Origin of the sequence: Thermaurantiacus tibetensis (assembly GCF_015354055.1) — a bacterium.
In the GTDB taxonomy this organism is placed as follows: Bacteria; Pseudomonadota; Alphaproteobacteria; order Sphingomonadales; family Sphingomonadaceae; genus Thermaurantiacus; species Thermaurantiacus tibetensis.
The window spans coordinates 364,377-379,250 of sequence record NZ_JACHTM010000003.1; the positions used below are offsets into that span (position 1 = coordinate 364,377).

The 14,874-nt window shown below is 73.7% G+C and carries 11 protein-coding genes; 7 read left to right on the plus strand and 4 right to left on the minus strand.

All coding sequences use genetic code 11. From position 1 onward, the window contains the following. Positions 1-3: 3 nt before the first annotated feature. Together H3H34_RS10355 and H3H34_RS10360 are read left to right on the plus strand one after the other, a co-directional pair. Positions 4-3,111 carry an efflux RND transporter permease subunit gene (locus H3H34_RS10355; protein ID WP_194745193.1) on the plus strand — a complete coding sequence of 1,036 codons (3,108 nt, stop codon included), beginning with the start codon at positions 4-6 and terminating at the stop codon, positions 3,109-3,111. Next, the gene (locus H3H34_RS10360) at positions 3,111-4,334 is read left to right on the plus strand and encodes a TolC family protein (protein WP_194745194.1); all 1,224 of its coding nucleotides are present in this window, start codon (positions 3,111-3,113) and stop codon (positions 4,332-4,334) included. The genes H3H34_RS10355 and H3H34_RS10360 overlap by 1 nt, the downstream gene beginning before the upstream one ends. A gap of 12 nt (positions 4,335-4,346) precedes the next feature. Here the strand turns inward: H3H34_RS10360 and H3H34_RS10365 are convergent, their stop codons facing one another. Both H3H34_RS10365 and H3H34_RS10370 read right to left on the minus strand, forming a co-directional pair. Further along, complete coding sequence (locus H3H34_RS10365) at positions 4,347-6,770, minus strand: YbcC family protein (protein ID WP_194745195.1); 2,424 nt, start codon at positions 6,768-6,770, stop codon at positions 4,347-4,349. A gap of 38 nt (positions 6,771-6,808) precedes the next feature. Further along, entirely contained in the window at positions 6,809-8,347 is a 1,539-nt protein-coding gene (locus tag H3H34_RS10370) for a proton-conducting transporter transmembrane domain-containing protein (protein ID WP_194745196.1), read from the minus strand. Between the two features lie 103 nt (positions 8,348-8,450). Between H3H34_RS10370 and H3H34_RS10375 the strand changes: the two genes are divergently transcribed. Continuing rightward, positions 8,451-9,326, plus strand: coding sequence for a LysR family transcriptional regulator (locus tag H3H34_RS10375; RefSeq protein ID WP_194745197.1), 876 nt, complete (start codon positions 8,451-8,453; stop codon positions 9,324-9,326). 24 nt (positions 9,327-9,350) lie between these two features. Here H3H34_RS10375 and H3H34_RS10380 read toward each other — a convergent pair whose 3' ends face one another. Further along, a complete protein-coding gene (locus H3H34_RS10380; RefSeq protein WP_194745198.1) occupies positions 9,351-9,962 on the minus strand; it encodes a PepSY domain-containing protein in 612 nt (203 codons plus the stop codon). Positions 9,963-10,107: 145 nt separating this feature from the next. Here H3H34_RS10380 and H3H34_RS10385 point away from each other — a divergent pair, with 145 nt between their 5' ends. The 4 genes from H3H34_RS10385 to H3H34_RS10400 all read left to right on the plus strand — a co-directional run bounded on the left by H3H34_RS10385 (position 10,108) and on the right by H3H34_RS10400 (position 13,618). After that, positions 10,108-10,818: a VIT1/CCC1 transporter family protein gene (locus H3H34_RS10385; RefSeq protein ID WP_194745199.1), complete on the plus strand. Its 711-nt coding sequence runs from the start codon at positions 10,108-10,110 to the stop codon at positions 10,816-10,818. After that, the gene (locus H3H34_RS10390; protein ID WP_194745200.1) at positions 10,815-11,438 is read left to right on the plus strand and encodes a DUF1345 domain-containing protein; all 624 of its coding nucleotides are present in this window, start codon (positions 10,815-10,817) and stop codon (positions 11,436-11,438) included. Before H3H34_RS10385 ends, H3H34_RS10390 begins: the two co-directional genes overlap by 4 nt. Positions 11,439-11,573: 135 nt before the next feature. Further along, positions 11,574-12,245 (plus strand): winged helix-turn-helix domain-containing protein, encoded by a 672-nt coding sequence (locus H3H34_RS10395; RefSeq protein ID WP_194745201.1) that lies wholly within the window; start codon positions 11,574-11,576, stop codon positions 12,243-12,245. A gap of 5 nt (positions 12,246-12,250) precedes the next feature. Then, positions 12,251-13,618 carry a sensor histidine kinase gene (locus tag H3H34_RS10400; protein WP_194745202.1) on the plus strand — a complete coding sequence of 456 codons (1,368 nt, stop codon included), beginning with the start codon at positions 12,251-12,253 and terminating at the stop codon, positions 13,616-13,618. A gap of 111 nt (positions 13,619-13,729) precedes the next feature. Here H3H34_RS10400 and H3H34_RS10405 read toward each other — a convergent pair whose 3' ends face one another. Beyond that, a complete protein-coding gene (locus H3H34_RS10405) occupies positions 13,730-14,863 on the minus strand; it encodes a nitrilase-related carbon-nitrogen hydrolase (protein ID WP_194745203.1) in 1,134 nt (377 codons plus the stop codon). Positions 14,864-14,874: the final 11 nt, after the last annotated feature.

Sequence of the window (14,874 nt, forward strand, 5' to 3'; positions counted from 1 at the left end):
GCCATGCTGCGCCGGCTCGTCGCGATCGCGCTCGTCCAGCGGCTCGCCGTCCTCGGCCTGGCGCTGGCGCTGGCCGGGCTTGGAGTCTGGGCGTTCCGCACCCTTCCCATCGACGCCTTTCCCGACATCTCGCCCACCCAGGTGAAGCTGATCCTGAAGGCCCCCGGGCTCACCCCCGAGGAGGTCGAGGCGCGCGTGATCGTGCCGCTCGAGCAGGAACTTCTCGGCATCCCCGGCCAGCGCGAGCTGCGCTCGATCGCCAAGGTGGGGCTGGCCGACATCACCATCGACTTCTCCGAGGCAACCGACATCTACTGGGCGCGCCAGCAGGTGGCCGAACGCTTCGCCGCGGCGGGGCTGCCGGCCGGTGTCGAGGGCGGGCTCGCGCCCATCTCCACGCCGCTCTCCGACATGTTCATGTTCACGATCGAGGGGCCGCTGTCGCTGGCGGAGAAGCGGCGGCTTCTCGACTGGACCATCCGGCCGGCGCTCCGCACGGTGCCCGGGGTTGCCGACGTCAACGCGCTCGGCGGCGAGGTGGAAGCCTTTCTCGTCACGCCGCGCATGGAGGCGCTGGCCGCCGCACGAATCCCGGTGGCCGAGCTCTTGCGCACGATCGAGGCGGCCAACCGCAACGACGGCGCCGGCCGGGTTGCCGATGGCGAGTTCGCGCTGGTGGTACGGGCAACCGCTGCCATCCGCCGCCTCGAGGATCTTGCCGCCGTGCCGGTGCGCACGGTCGACGGCAGGATCGTCCGGGTGGGGGATGTCGCCGAGGTGCGCATGGGCGCGCTCACCCGGCAGGGGGCGGTCACCCGCTCGGTGCGCGGCGAGGACGGCACCATCCGCCAGGCCGAGGCGGTGCAGGGGATCGTCATCGGCCTGAGAGGCGCCAACGCCGCCGAAGTGGTGGCCGGGGTCAAGGCCCGGCTGGTGGAGCTCGCGCCCGCGCTGCCGCCGGGCGTGCGGGTCTTGCCCTTCTACGACCGCTCCGATCTCATCTCCCGCGCCGTCGCCACGGTCGAGCGCGCGCTTGTCGAGGCCTCGATCCTCGTCGTGCTGCTGCTCTTCCTGTTCCTCGGCGAAGTCCGCGCCGCCCTCATCGTGACCGCCGCGCTGCCGATGGCCGCGCTTCTCACCTTCATCCTCATGAAGGCCTTCGGCCTTTCGGCCAACCTCATGAGCCTCGGCGGGCTCGCGATCGCCATAGGGCTCCTCGTCGATGGCGCGGTGGTCGTGGTGGAGAACATCGTCGAACGCCTGTCCGACGCGCGCCACCAGGGCACCGGGCGGCTCAACCAGGTGCTCGTCGCAACCTCGGAGGTCATCCAGCCCGTCGTCTCGGGGATTGCCATCATCATCCTCGTCTTCCTGCCGCTCCTCACGCTCGAGGGTCTCGAGGGACGGCTCTTCGCCCCCGTCGCGCTCACCATCGTGATGGCGCTCGCCTCCTCCCTCCTGCTGGCGCTGACCCTGGTGCCGGTGCTCGCGAGCCTCGGCCTTGGAAGCCCGCCGCCGGGCGAGGCGCACCACCAGCCCTGGCTCATGCGGCAGATCGCCCCCGCCTACGACCGGGCGCTTGCGTTCGCGATTCGCAGGCCCGCTCCGGTCGCCGCCGTCGCAGTGGCTGCCCTTGCCCTTGCAGTCGTGGCCTACGCGCGGGTGGGCAAGTCGTTCCTGCCCACCCTCGACGAAGGCACCGTGCTCGTCCAGCTCACCAAGGATCCGTCGATCGGCCTTGCCCACAGCATCGCCGGCGATCTCGCCGTCCAGCGGACCATCCTCGAGGCGGTGCCGGAAGTGACGGCCATCGTCGCCCGGGTCGGCTCCGACGAGATCGGGCTCGACCCCATGGGCCTCAACGAGACCGACAGTTTCCTCGTGCTGAAGCCCCGCGAGGGGTGGCGCCGGCCCGACAAGAGCTGGCTCGTGGGCGAGCTGCGCCGGGCGCTGGCCGCGCACCCCGGCATCGAGCCTGGCTTCACCCAGCCGATCGAGATGCGGGTCTCCGAAATGCTGACCGGCGCGCGCGGCGATCTCGCGCTGCGCATCTTCGGGCCCGATCTCGGAGAGCTAGCCGCGCTTGCGACCCGGATCGCGACGGTGGTGGCAGGCGTGCCCGGCGCGACCGACGTCATCACGCGCGCCGCCGACACGGTCGACTATCTGTCCATCGACGTCGACCGGCTCGCTGCCGGCCGCGCCGGGATCACCGCCGAGGAGCTGCAGCAGGCGCTGCGGCTTGCCGTCGAGGGCGTGCCGGCGGGCGTGGTCACCGAGGGGCTGCGCCGCGTGCCGATTCTCGTACGCGGCCCCGGGACCGATGCCGCGACGCTGGCCGGCCAGCCGCTGGCGACCGCATCGGGCACGCTGGTCCGTCCCGGCGACGTCGCCCGGATTGCGCCAACCGAAGGTCCGGCCCGGCTCGAGCACGAGGGCGGCTCGCGCTTCGCCCTCGTCCAGGCGTTCGTCGGGGGGCGCGACCTCGTCGGCTTCGTGACGGAGGCGCAGGCGCGCGTCGCAGCCGACGTGCCCCTGCCCGAAGGCGTGCGCCTCGCCTGGGGCGGGCAGTTCGAGAACCAGCAGCGCGCCGCCGCCCGCCTTGCCATCGTCGTCCCGGCGGCGCTCGCGCTCATCTTCCTGCTGCTCTACGCCACCTTCGGCGCGCTCAGGCCGGCCATCCTCATCCTGCTCATGGTCCCTTTCGCGCTGGTGGGGGGCATCCTCGCACTGTGGACCTCGGGCGAATATCTCTCGGTTCCGGCCTCGGTCGGGTTCATCGCGCTGCTCGGGATTGCTGTGCTCAACGGGCTCGTCCTCGTCAGCCACATCCGCCACCTGCGCGAAGAGGGGCTGCCGCTCGGCGAGGCCGTGGTCTCGGGCGCGAAGCGGCGGCTGCGCCCGGTGCTGATGACTGCCTCGATCGCCGCCTTCGGCCTGATGCCGCTCTTGGCCGCCACCGGGCCCGGCTCCGAGATCCAGCGGCCGCTTGCCATCGTCGTCGTCGGCGGCCTGGTGACGGCCACGCTCCTCACGCTCGTGCTGCTGCCGCTCCTCTACCTCAGGTTCGGCGAGGGGGCGGAGGACCGCGCGCGGGCGATGGAGGGCTGATGCCAGGGCCGCTTGCCCTGTTCGTCCTGTTTGCGGCAGCCGCGCCGGCCCTGGCCGACTCTCCGCTGCCGCCCGCCGAGGCCGCACGCGCGGCCATCGCCGAACATCCCGCAGTGCTGGCGGCAGAGGACCGCCGCGACGCTGCCGTGGCCGAGGGCCGGGCCCGCGCCGCCGGCCCGCACGCCTTCCAGGCGTCTGCCAGCCTCGTGCGCCGGAGCCTCGCTCAGGGCGACGCGGTGCCGGAGTTCGGGCTTGAGGTCAGCCGCGCGGTCCGCATCAACGGCAAGGCCCGGCTGGACCGGGCTGCGGCCGACGCGCTCGTGGACGCCGCCGGGAACCGCGCCGAAGACGCCCGCCACCTGGCGGCCCGGCTGCTCGCCGGCCTGTGGCTCGACTGGGTCACCGCGGAGGCCGAGGCGCGGGTGCTCGCCGGCGCGGAAGCCACGCTGGCCAAAGCCCAGGCCGGGCTTGAGCGCCAGGTGGCGCTCCGCGACGCGCCTGCGCTCGATGCCGGGCGCGCGGCCGCGGCGCGAGCGGCCGCGTCAGCCGAACGGCTGCTCGCGGAAGGCCGGGCGCGGGCTGCCCGCGCCGCGCTTGCGGCGCGCTTTCCCGGCCTGCCCCTGCCCGCCGATGCGCCCGGCCTGCCCCTGCCCGAGGCATCGCGGTCCGAACTCGTGGCGCTGGCCGGCCGCATCGCCGAGGTCAGCCACGAGCTCGGAGCGCTCGAGGCCGAGCGCCGCCTGGCCGAGGCCGAGGCGGAGCGGGCGCGGCGGGACCGTCTCCCCGACCCCTCCTTCGGGCTGCGCGGCTTCTCCGAGCAGGGCGGCACCGAGCGCGGCGTGGGTCTGCTCGTGAGCGTCCCCTTCGGTGGCCCGTCGCGCCGGGCCGAGGCCGAGCGCCGGGCTGCGCTGAGCAGCGCGGCCGCAGCCGAGCTGGCCAGCGCGCGCCGCGACGTCGAGGCGATGGCGGCAGCAGCGCGCCTGGAGGCCGAAGCGGCCCTTGCCGCCGCTGCCGCCTCGGCCGACGCCAGCGCCCGCGCGCGCGAGGTGGCAGCGCGCCTCGCCCGCGGCCACGCGCTCGGCGGAGTCGATCTCGCCGACCGTCTCCTTGCCGAGCGCGCGGCGCTCGAGGCCGAGCTCGCCGAGACGCGGGCGCGCGCAGCGGCGTGGCGGGCGCTGACGCTGCTGCGCATCGATGCCCATGCCCTCTGGCTGGAGGACTGAGGCCGCGCCGGCTCAGGCGGCTGCCGCCGTCCGCCCCTCCCGTGTCCGGAGGCCGGCATCGCCCGCGGCCTCCCACGCGCCGCCCGGGCGGTAGCGGGCAGCGACCCGGCCGCCCTCGAGCGCGAACAGGTGAAGCCAGCCCTGGTCGAAGAGCGTTGCGACTTCCGGATGGCGGGCGAGCACGCCGAGGATGGCGTCCCTCGGCGCCTCGACCAGCACCGAGAGCCGGAGCGGCGGATGGACCAAACGCTCGCCATCGTGGACGGCCTGCCACGGAAGCCCCGCGCGCAGCCGCCCGCCATTGCCCTCGAGCACGCCGATGCCGCCCACCACGTTGTGCAGGAGCTTGTTGCCGCTGCCGAACAGGTCCGGTGCAACCGACGAGCCATAATACTGGAGGCTGATCCAGCTGGCGACGACGACGGGCGCGGTCAGGATGAGCTCGAGCGTGCCGAACCCGGTGTCGCGCGACCAGTCATAGCAGTGAAGGAAGGCCCGGCCGTCGAGCGCAAGTCCTGCGGTTGCCTCGCGCGGGGCGGCGACGAAGGCGGCGCAACCCGCAAGACCCCATTCGGGCCGGACCTCGGCCCAGTCCCGCGCCCGCCGCGCGAGCGTGGCGGCACTCGCGCCCGGAAGGCGCGGCGCCCGCTCGGCCCGGGCCAGCGCCCCGGCCTCGGCCAGCAGGTCCCGCGCGCGGGCGAGGTCGGTGCGCTCGGGGGCGCCGCTGTCCTCGGCAAAGAGGGTCACCCGGTCGGTCGTGGTGTCATGGAGGCCGCCCACGAACAGCGTGCCCTCGGGGATGGCAAGGCCGCGCGCGGCAAGCCCAGCGCGGGTCTCCGGGTCGTTGAGGAGCGCCGCCAAGAGCCGCGCCGAGGCCTCCCCGGTGTGACCGCCACAGGCCCCGCAGTGGTAGGCACTCTCATGCGGGTTGTTGGTGACGCTGGCGCCGTGCCCCAGCAGCAGCACGAGCGGCGGCCAGCCGCCGTGCCAGGACATGGCGCCGAGCACGGCAGCAGCCGTCTCCGCCTTCGCGTCCGCCGAAAGGGGCACGGTCGGCCGCGGAGCAGGCGCGGGTGCTGCGGTCGCGCGGCGGCCGAGGCTTCCGGCGATGAGCTTGCCGGCATAGGCGACCCCGGCCGCCTCGACGAAGGCGAAGGAGGAGACGGCGGCCTGGCGGAACCGGCCCCAGGCCCGCCGCGCGCGCGCCGCGATGAACAGCCGCGACTCGGTTGGGGCATCGAGCGCCGGCCTGCTCGAAAGACCCGGCGTCAGCAGCACGGGCAGATGCGCGTCGGCAAGCGTCGAGCCCGGCTCGCGGTGGGCGAGCGGCAGGCCGAAGAAACCGGCGAAGCCGCGCGTCTCGATGCCGGGATCGAGGCCCTCGAGCGCCCGCCGGAACGGCTCGGAACGGACGTCGATGCAGAAGACCGCTGCCATCCACGGGGCGGGCGGCGCAGCGGGCACGCCCGTGCGCGCGGCAGCGGCCGCCTCCAGCCGGGACGCAAGCGCGCGCTGGAAGGCCCGCTCGGCTGCCTCCTGCAGAATGGCGTCGAGGATGTCGTCCGCGGACGGGGCGACCGGCGCGACATGCGCGGCAGCCACCCTGGCCCACTGCGCCGCCACGGCTTCGCCACCCTGGGCGAGGAGCGCCTCCTCGAACACGAGGCGGATGGCGAGCAGCTCGACGAGCGTCTCGTCGCGATTGCCGGCAAGCTCGGCCTGCCAGCCGAGGTAGCGCGCGTGCTGCGCCCAGCCGCCGAGGTCGCAGAGCAGGCGGTGGAAGGCGGTCTCGGCTGCGCGCTCGGAGAGGCCCAGCCGCTCGCTGGCGCGCAGGATGGCGCGTTCCGGCGTATCGGGAGCTGCGGCGACATGCGCGCAGAAACCGGCAAGGCCGAAGATCTCGGGCGTGAGGTCGTGGGTCGCGAATGCACGCCACGCGGCATAGGCGCCGAGCCCCGGCGCCGGAGTCCAGAGCGCCTGGCCGCGGTCGAAGTGGCCGGCGGCCCACAGGCCGAAGGTGCGGGCGACGAGCGCGGGCCAGTCGGTGCCCGTGTGCTGCGCGAGCAGCTCGGCGACAGTGGGGAGCGCCGCAGCAGGCGCCGGGTCGGCGGCGAGTGCGGCCCTGAGCGCTGCGAGATCGGCCGGCTTGCCGGGGTGCGGGGAGGCTGCAAGCGCCTCGGCCAAGTCCGCCTCGCCGATCTCGCCGGCGGCGATCTGCCGGCGCCGCTCGGCCCGGGCAAGGAACGGGCGCACACCACCCACCCGCGCGAGCCTGGCCGCAGCGGTCGCGAGGTCCTCCCCGGCCTGGCCGACGAAGGGGTTGACGGCGACCGTCGCATCGAGCGGGAAGGCCGGCGGGATGGCGGCAGCGGCCCGGGCGGCGGCAGCGAGGATGGCACGGGTGCCAGCGGGAGCGATGTCGGGGGCGATGAGCATGGGTCGTCTCCTTGGTCGGGCAGGCGCCGTGGGGAGGGTCAGGCGGCGGTGCGGGTGCCGAGGCCGCCGGTCAGGCGATCGAGCAGCGCGTTCACGTAGAGACCGTTGGCGAGGTGGACCCTGAGTCCGGCGGCGGCCGGGTGATGGGCCCAGAGCGGGAAGAGCGCCTGCGCCACAGCCACCGCACCGAAGGAGAGGAGGGCAACTGCAAGAAGCGCCCACTCCAGCGGCGAGGGGACGGGCGGAGCCGGAAGCGCCGGCCCGGCGACGCTCTCGGCCAGCGCGTGGAAGGCGAAGTAGGCGAGCGTTGCTGCCACCGAGGCGGCGATGGTGCGCCGCGTCAGCGCGCCCGGCGCGGCATCCGCCAGGCCCTGCGCCACCAGATAGGCGATGCCGAACACGAGGATGGCGCCGATGGCCAGCGCCTGCGCCGACTTGGGCCCCAGCACCAGGCCGGAGGCTGTCGCCGCCGCGGCATAGACGGCAAGGGCGATCGCGAAGGCCCGCGTCACCGCCATGGGGCCGGGCGTGGCGACGGGGCCGGGCCGCCGCCGGTCGCGCACCTCGATGACCGCCCCGCCCGAGGCGAGGAAGGCATGGGCCTTGTAGAGCGAGTGGGCGACGATGTGGAGCAGCGCAAGCGCCCAGAGGCCCAGGCCGCACTGCATCAGCATGAACCCCATCTGCGCGACGGTCGACCAGGCGAGCGCCGTCTTGACGGCACTCTGGGTCAGCATGACCGAGGCGCCGAAGAGCGCCGAGAAGCCGCCGACGAGCACCAGCGTTGCCATGGCAGCAGGGCTCGCCTGCACGAGCGGTGCGAGGAGAATGAGCACCACCCCCCCTGAGTTGATGATGCCGGCGTGCAGCAGGGCCGAGACCGGCGTGGGGGCTTCCATCACCTCGGTCAGCCAGCCGTGGACGGGAAAGGCCGCGGTGCGCAGCAGGGCCGAAAGCGCGGCGAGCATGACGCCCGCCTGGGCCACCGGCGGCAGCCCGCCTGCGGCCGCTTCCCTCAGCGCAGCGAGATCGAGCGTGCCGAACGCCACCCAGAACAGGCCGGCCACCCCGAGCAGCAGGGCGTCGCTCGTCCGCCAGGCCAGGCGGAACTTCCGGGCCGCGCGCACGGCCTCGGCCCGTTCGGGGTAGAAGCGGAGCAGCCGCTCGACGAGAAGCCCCGTGACGGCAAGCCCCGCAACGAGGAGCGCGAGCGACCCGGCCTGGACGGTTGCGAGCACCGTGCCGACCGCGGCAAGCAGCAGCCCATGGAAGCGGCCCTCGCGCGCCTCGCCATCGAGGTAGCGGCGGGTGTAGCGCACCACCACCCACCCGATGAAGGCGACGAGCGAGGCGAGGATTGCAGCGATCCGGTCGCCGGCGAGAAGCCCGGAGCCGGCCGGCTGCGGCCCGCCAAGGGCCACCTGCACGGCGCCCGCGAGCGCGAGGAAGAGCGCCGCAAGGACGGCGCCCTCGGCGAGCGCGGGCAGGCGACCGGGCCTGCGGCCGGGCGCGGCCACGAAGGCCAGGGCGGCGAGCAGGGGCGGCAGAGCCGCGAGGGGGAGAAGGGGCACGGACATCGGGCGTCTCCTCGATCAGGGATGCCCGCCGGCTTAGAGGCCAAGGGAATTAGACGGAAATACATATTCCGTAATCTATCATGAGATGATATGGAACGTTTGAATGAACCTGAACCTCCACCACCTGCGCCTGTTCCATGCCATCGCCCGCGAGGGCGGAATCTCCGCTGCGGCGGCCCGGCTCAACCTCTCGCCGCCGGCGCTCTCGGCGCAGCTGCGCCAGCTCGAGGAGCGGCTGGGGGTTGACCTCTTCCTCCGGGTGGGGCGCCGGCTCCAGCTGACCGAGGCGGGGCGGATCGCGCTTGCCCATGCCGATGCCATCTTCGCGACCGCAGACGAGCTGGTGGCCACCCTTGCCGGCCGGCCGGCAGGGCGGCAGGTGCTGCGGGTGGGTGCCATCGCCACCCTGTCGCGCAACTTCCAGCTCGAGTTCCTGCGGGCGCCGCTTCTCGACCCCGACATCGCCGTCGTGATCCGCTCGGGCCCGGAGGACGTGCTGCTTGCCCAGCTCGCCGCGCTCGAGCTTGACGTGGTGCTCACGAACCGTGTGCCACCCGAGACCGGGCGGGGCCTCCACCTCCACGCGATCGCGGAGCAGCCGGTGAGCCTCGTGGGGGCGCCGGCGCGCGTCGGCACCGGGCGGACGCTTGCCGACCTTCTCGCGCGCGAGCCGCTGGTCCTTCCCGCCCCCGGCTCCGCCGTCCGCGCCGGGTTTGACGCACTGGCCGAGCGGATGGGGCTTGCGCCGCGAATTGCCGCCGAGGCCGACGACATGGCGATGCTCCGCCTCATCGCCCGCGCAGACATCGGGCTTGCCGTGCTGCCCTCGGTCGTCGTGCGCGACGAACTGGGCTCGGGCGACCTGGTCGAGGCCGGGCAGCTCCCAGGCCTGCGCGAGACCTTCCTTGCCGTCACCCTGCCGCGCCGCTTCCCGAACCCGCTGCTCGCCCCGCTGCTTGCCGGGCGCGAGCCTGCCTGAGCGCGTCGGCGGCGTCTGGCGCGATCATCTCGCCGGGGCCGTGGGTGCCTCGGCTGCTGCAGCAGCGGGCGCGGGGGTGGCCGGCCGGGCGGCGGCGCGGGTTGCCGGCTGCCGCGTTTCGGTCACCTGTCCCGCCTTGTCGGCGACCTTGAGCGCGATGACGGGCCGGCCGGCCTCCATCTCGACTTCGGCGGCGAGCACCCGGCCGCCCTTGGCCTCGGCTGCGGCGACCGCCTCGAGGAGGCTCGGCCGGACGCCGCGCACCGCGGCCGCATCCTCCTCATCCTCCTCGCCCGCGCCCAGCGGCTTCACCCGCTGCGACAGGACCGTTCCGGTCGCCAGGTCGATCGAGAGCTTCACTTCCTCCTGGCCGCGGACAAGCTCCAACTCGTAGCGCGGCCCGCCCTTGCCGGCCTTGAACTTCGCCTCCGCCACCTCGGCGCCGGGTGCGGCAGCCTGGGCGGCGCGGATGGCCTGGGCAAGCGAGAGGCGGGCGGCCGCCATCGCCTCCGCATGCCGGGCCTCCTTCGCGCGGTCCTCGCGCCGGTCCATCACGACGGCCCCGGCCGTCCCCAGCCCCGCGGCGGCCACGCCCGCCACAAGCGCGATCTTCGCGGTCTTCGAAAGGGTCCTCATGGTCTGTCTCCCGTCTGCTGCGGCAGCGCAGCTCGCGGCTGCCACGGCGGACGAAGTGGCGCGCGCGGCTTGTCCTCACCTGTCGGCCAGATTGAAAGTCTGTTATCCCGCCCGAAAGCGACATGGGTTCAGACGGATCGCAAGGATGCGGGCGGGGCTGCGGGCAAGGCATGCGGAAGCGCACCGGCTCGGGCGGATCGGCTGGCTGCGCGCGGCCGTGCTCGGCGCGAACGACGGCATGGTCTCGACCGCGAGCCTCATCGTCGGCGTGGCGGCGGCCGGGACCGCGCGCGGCGAGGTGCTGGTCGCCGGGCTTGCCGGCCTCGTTGCAGGCGCCATGTCGATGGCGGCCGGCGAATATGTCTCGGTCAGCTCGCAGGCCGACACCGAGCGCGCCGACATCGCCCGCGAGCGCGCCGAGCTTGCCGCCGACCCGGAGGCGGAGCGGGCGGAGCTTGCCGCCATCTGGGAGAACCGCGGCCTGTCGCCGGCGCTCGCCAGCCAGGTTGCCGCGCAGCTGATGGCGCGCGATGCGCTCGGCGCGCACCTGCGCGACGAGCTCGGCATGTCGGAGGCACTGGCGGCGGCACCGCTGCAGGCAGCCATCGTCTCGGCGCTCACCTTCGCCTCGGGCGCGGCCTTCCCGCTTGCGGTGGCAGCGCTGGCGCCCGCCGCCCGTCTCCTGCCGGCTACCATTGCGGCCACCCTTGCCGGGCTTCTCGTCCTCGGCGCGGCCGGCGCGGCGGCCGGCGGGGCCCGCCGCACGAAGGGCGCGCTGCGCGTCCTCCTCTGGGGGACGCTGGCGATGGCCGCAACCGCGGCAGTCGGCCGACTGTTCGGCGTGGCCGCGGCATGAGCCTGCCGCATCCGCGGTTCCTCGGCTTCCTCGGCGTTCTGGTGGCGGCAACAGCGGCTGCTTTGCTGTGGCTGCCGCTCGAGGAGGCCGTCATCTGGGGCTTCGATGCCGCCGCGCTCCTCTTCGTGGCCAGCGCGCTCCCGCTCTGGGCCGAGGACCATCCGGATGCCGGCCGGGCGCGCGCCGCCCGCGACGATGGCGGCCGCGTGCTGCTGCTGGTCACTGCCGTTGCCGTGCTCGTGGCCGTGCTGCTCGCGCTCGGTCACCTCGTCGAGGGCAGGGCGCGGCTCTCGGCGGCCGACCTCGCCGTGGTCGCAGGCACGCTCCTGCTCGCCTGGCTGTTCGGCAACCTCGTCTTCGCCTTCCACTACGCCCATCTCTTCTACGACCGGAAGGATGGTGGCGATGCCGGCGGCATCCTCTTCCCCGAGGGCGGCGAGCCGCTGTTTGCGGACTTCGTCTATTTCGCCTTCGTGATCGGCATGACCTGCCAGACCGCCGACCTCGACATCGCCTCGCGTGCCATCCGCAAGGCGGTGACGGTGCATGGCCTCCTTGCCTTCCTGTTCAACCTCGGCATCCTCGCGCTCGTCGTGAACGTGCTGGCCGGGGTGCTGTGATGGCGGGGCGCCCTTGCAGCCCTGTAATCCCGCTGACAGGCGGACGTCGGAAACGGGCGCCATGCACCCGCCCGTGACCAGAAAGACGAGAGGAGCCGGAGACTTCGGCCCACCGGGCCACCGGGCGGAGGGATCATGCGCATCCTCCTGATCGAGGACGATCCCGTGACCGCTGCCTACGTCGCCAACGGGCTGCGCGAGGAAGGCCATGTGGTGGACCATCTCGCCGACGGCCGCGAGGGCCTCGCGCTCGCCATGGAGGACCGGCACGACATCCTGGTGGTCGACCGGATGCTGCCCGGTCTCGACGGGCTGTCGCTCGTCCGGGCGCTGCGCGCGGCAAGGATCCTTACCCCGGCCCTGTTCCTGACCGCGGTGGGCGGAATCGACGATCGCATCGAGGGCCTCAAGGCCGGCGGCGACGACTATCTCGTCAAGCCCTTCGCGTTCGGGGAACTTTCGGCGCGGATCGAGGCGATCGCGCGCCGCCCCCGGGCAGTCACGGAGGAGACGGTGCTGCGCGCGGCCGACCTCGAGATGGATCTCGTGCGCCGCAGGGTGACGCGCGCTGGAGTCGAGATCGACCTCCTGCCGCGCGAGTTCGCGCTGCTGGAACATCTGCTGCGCCGCAAGGGCCGGGTGCAGACGCGGACCATGCTCCTCGAGTCCGTCTGGGACATCCGCTTCGACCCCGGCACCAACGTGGTCGAGACCCACATCAGCCGGCTGCGCGCCAAGGTGGACCGGCCGTTCGGCCGCGAGCTCATCCAGACGGTGCGCGGCGCCGGCTACCGGCTCGACGGCTAGCGCGGGTGCGCCTCCCGGCCCTGCTGCGGTCGCTGTGGCGCGCCACCCCCTTGCGCCTCGCGCTCGGGCTCGTCCTCCTGTTCGCGGTCACCGGCACGGGTCTGCTGGGGCTTGCCTTCGCGCAGATGCGCTCCAGCCTCGAGGCCCAGATCGAGGCCGCGCTCGAGGCCCGGCTTGCACCCTTCCTCGCCCCCGACGAGGCCGAGGACGTGTCCGAGGCGGTCGCAGCCGAAGCGCGCGCCTCTGACCCGGAACGGCGGGCGATCGTCTTCGTCGCAGCCGATGGCGCGAGCCTCGGCAATGTCCGTCTGCGCCCGGGCAAAGACGAGGCAGGCGCCGTCCGCTTCGCCCGCGCGCCCGGCTTCGGGAAGCCGTCGCGCCACGGCTATGCCACGCGGGAGGTGCCGGTTGCCGGAGGCCGTCTCCTACTCGGCGAAAGCCTCGAGCCCATCCACGAGCTCGAGGAGGTGTTTGGCCGCCTGCTGCTCTTCGGGCTTGCCCCGGCGCTCCTCGCCTCGCTCGCGGCGGGCCTGTGGCTTGGCCTCGCCTCGGCGCGGCGGGTGGCGCGGATCGAGGCGGCGCTCGCCCGCCTCGGCGCGGGCGATCTCGCCGCGCGCGTCGGTGAGCCGCCGCGCGCCGACGACCTCGGCGCGATTGCCGCCGCCGTCGACCGCATGGCCAGCGCGCTCGATGAGACGATGGCGGCGCTCCGGCAGGTCTCGGCCGACATCGCCCATGACCTGAAGACCCCGGTGCAGCGCATCGCCCTCCACCTCGCGGAGCTCGGCCGCCGCCTGCCGGCAGACGGCCCCGAGGCGGAGCTCGTCGCCCGGGCCGAGGCGGAATCGGCAAGGGCAGTCGGCATCTTCGAGGCGCTGCTTCACATCGCCCGGATCGAGGCCGGCAGCGCCCGGGCGCGCTTCGCCCGCTTCGATCTCGCCGGGCTTGCCGCCACCATCGTCGACCTCCATGCGCCGGCCGCCGAGGAGAGCGGCCACGCGCTCGACCTCTTGAGGCCGCCGGGCGAAGTGCCGCTCCTGGGAGACCGGGATCTCGTCGGCCAGGCGCTGTCCAACCTCATCGACAATGCGCTGCGCCACACCCCGCCCGGCACATCTGTGCGGGTCGAGGTGACAAGGGGCGAAGAGGGCGTGCAGCTGACGGTCGCCGACACCGGCCCCGGCATCCCGCAAGCCGAGCGGGGGGCGGTGCTTCGCCGCTTCCACCGTCTCGAGCGCTCGCGCACCACTCCCGGCCACGGGCTCGGCCTCGCCCTCGTCGCCGCCGTCGCCGCAGCCCACGACGCCCGCCTCACCCTCACCGACGCTACCCCCGGCCTCCGCGTCGACCTCCTCTTCCCCGGTGCGGCCTGAGACTCCTGACCGAGGCAGCGCGCCCTCTCGTGGCTGCGGCCACGAGAGGGCGCGGAAAGGCGCGTCGCGGACGTGGTCCGCCCGCCATCTTCCGGCAACGGGAGAGGCGCCTCAGGACTTCCAGCGCCGCACGGCTGCCATCAGGCGCGAGGCATCCTCGAGGCTGACGGGCACCCGGCTGGCATAGGCATTGGGCGCAAAGCGCGAGCGATACTGGGCGTAGACGGGCGCGTAAAGATCCCAGCTGATGTCGGGGATGAGGCCGAGCGCGCGGCGCCCGGCCACGTCAAGAGTGGCGCTCACCGCCGTCTCGTGCTCGCGGGCGGAGGCGAGCCGCTCGCCGCGCAGGCCGTAGATGGCCGTGTTGCCGAGCGTGCCATTGTCGGGGAAGTAGCGGGGGTTGCCTGGCGAGAGCGCGTTCGACATGTAGAGGGTGAAGGCCCGGTTGACCCGCGAGGTCAGCTCGCCGTCGGCCTCGGTGTAGCCGCCAAGCCCCGAGCGCACGAAGATTTCCGCCCCCTTCATCGCCAGCGCGCGGTAGAGCTCGGGCTCGCGGAACACGGACGACATGGCGATGTTGCCGATCGGCGTGCGCGCGACCGGAAGCACGGCATCGGCCCCGTAGCGCTCGACATAGGCGTCGAGCACGTCGACGACATGGGTCACGAAATAGTCCACCCCGGCGCGCTGGCCGCGCTGGGTGGTCGCCTTCCAGTGGGTGGCCTCGATGCGGCCCTCGGGCGAGGCCAGGAACATGGCATCGATAACATGGCCAGGCCATTCGGGCGTGACCATGTAGCCGCCGAAGGCAATCCAGCAGCCATACTGCTTCGCGCGGGCGCAGATCGCCTCGGACTGGGGGCCGGGGATGCGGAGCGCAATGCGCTCGAGCTCGGGCTTGGTCCACTTGTCCCAGCCGTGCAGCGCCTGGGCGTGGAGTGTCACCAGGTCCTTCTCGCCGAAATAGTTGAAGACCGCGTCGATCTGGTCCAGCACATGGGCGAGGTTGCGCCGGAGGTCGGCCTCGCGGCTCGCCATCGAGACGTTCACGAGCGCCGACTGGATGGCAGTGGCGCGCACCTGCGGCCGCGCGAGCGGCACGGCGGCATAGCCGCCGTCGGCCTGCACCATCGTTGGCGCCGGCGTGGACGTGGACGGGGCGGACCCGGCTGCTTGCGCCTTCGCCGCCCCGGCGAGGCCGAGGAGCCCGGCAAGGCCGAACAGGCTGCGTCGGTCGAACTTCATGCTCCTCCCCC

Excerpts from the sequence above, each read along its gene's own strand:
- H3H34_RS10375 (WP_194745197.1), top strand. The coding sequence starts at position 8,451 with ATGAACCTGAACCTCCACCACCTGCGCCTGTTCCATGCCATCGCCCGC.
- H3H34_RS10390 (WP_194745200.1), top strand. The coding sequence starts at position 10,815 with ATGAGCCTGCCGCATCCGCGGTTCCTCGGCTTCCTCGGCGTTCTGGTG.
- H3H34_RS10360 (WP_194745194.1), top strand. The coding sequence starts at position 3,111 with ATGCCAGGGCCGCTTGCCCTGTTCGTCCTGTTTGCGGCAGCCGCGCCG.
- H3H34_RS10405 (WP_194745203.1), bottom strand. The coding sequence starts at position 14,863 with ATGAAGTTCGACCGACGCAGCCTGTTCGGCCTTGCCGGGCTCCTCGGC.
- H3H34_RS10385 (WP_194745199.1), top strand. The coding sequence starts at position 10,108 with ATGCGGGCGGGGCTGCGGGCAAGGCATGCGGAAGCGCACCGGCTCGGG.
- H3H34_RS10395 (WP_194745201.1), top strand. The coding sequence starts at position 11,574 with ATGCGCATCCTCCTGATCGAGGACGATCCCGTGACCGCTGCCTACGTC.
- H3H34_RS10365 (WP_194745195.1), bottom strand. The coding sequence starts at position 6,770 with ATGCTCATCGCCCCCGACATCGCTCCCGCTGGCACCCGTGCCATCCTC.
- H3H34_RS10370 (WP_194745196.1), bottom strand. The coding sequence starts at position 8,347 with ATGTCCGTGCCCCTTCTCCCCCTCGCGGCTCTGCCGCCCCTGCTCGCC.
- H3H34_RS10355 (WP_194745193.1), top strand. The coding sequence starts at position 4 with ATGCTGCGCCGGCTCGTCGCGATCGCGCTCGTCCAGCGGCTCGCCGTC.
- H3H34_RS10380 (WP_194745198.1), bottom strand. The coding sequence starts at position 9,962 with ATGAGGACCCTTTCGAAGACCGCGAAGATCGCGCTTGTGGCGGGCGTG.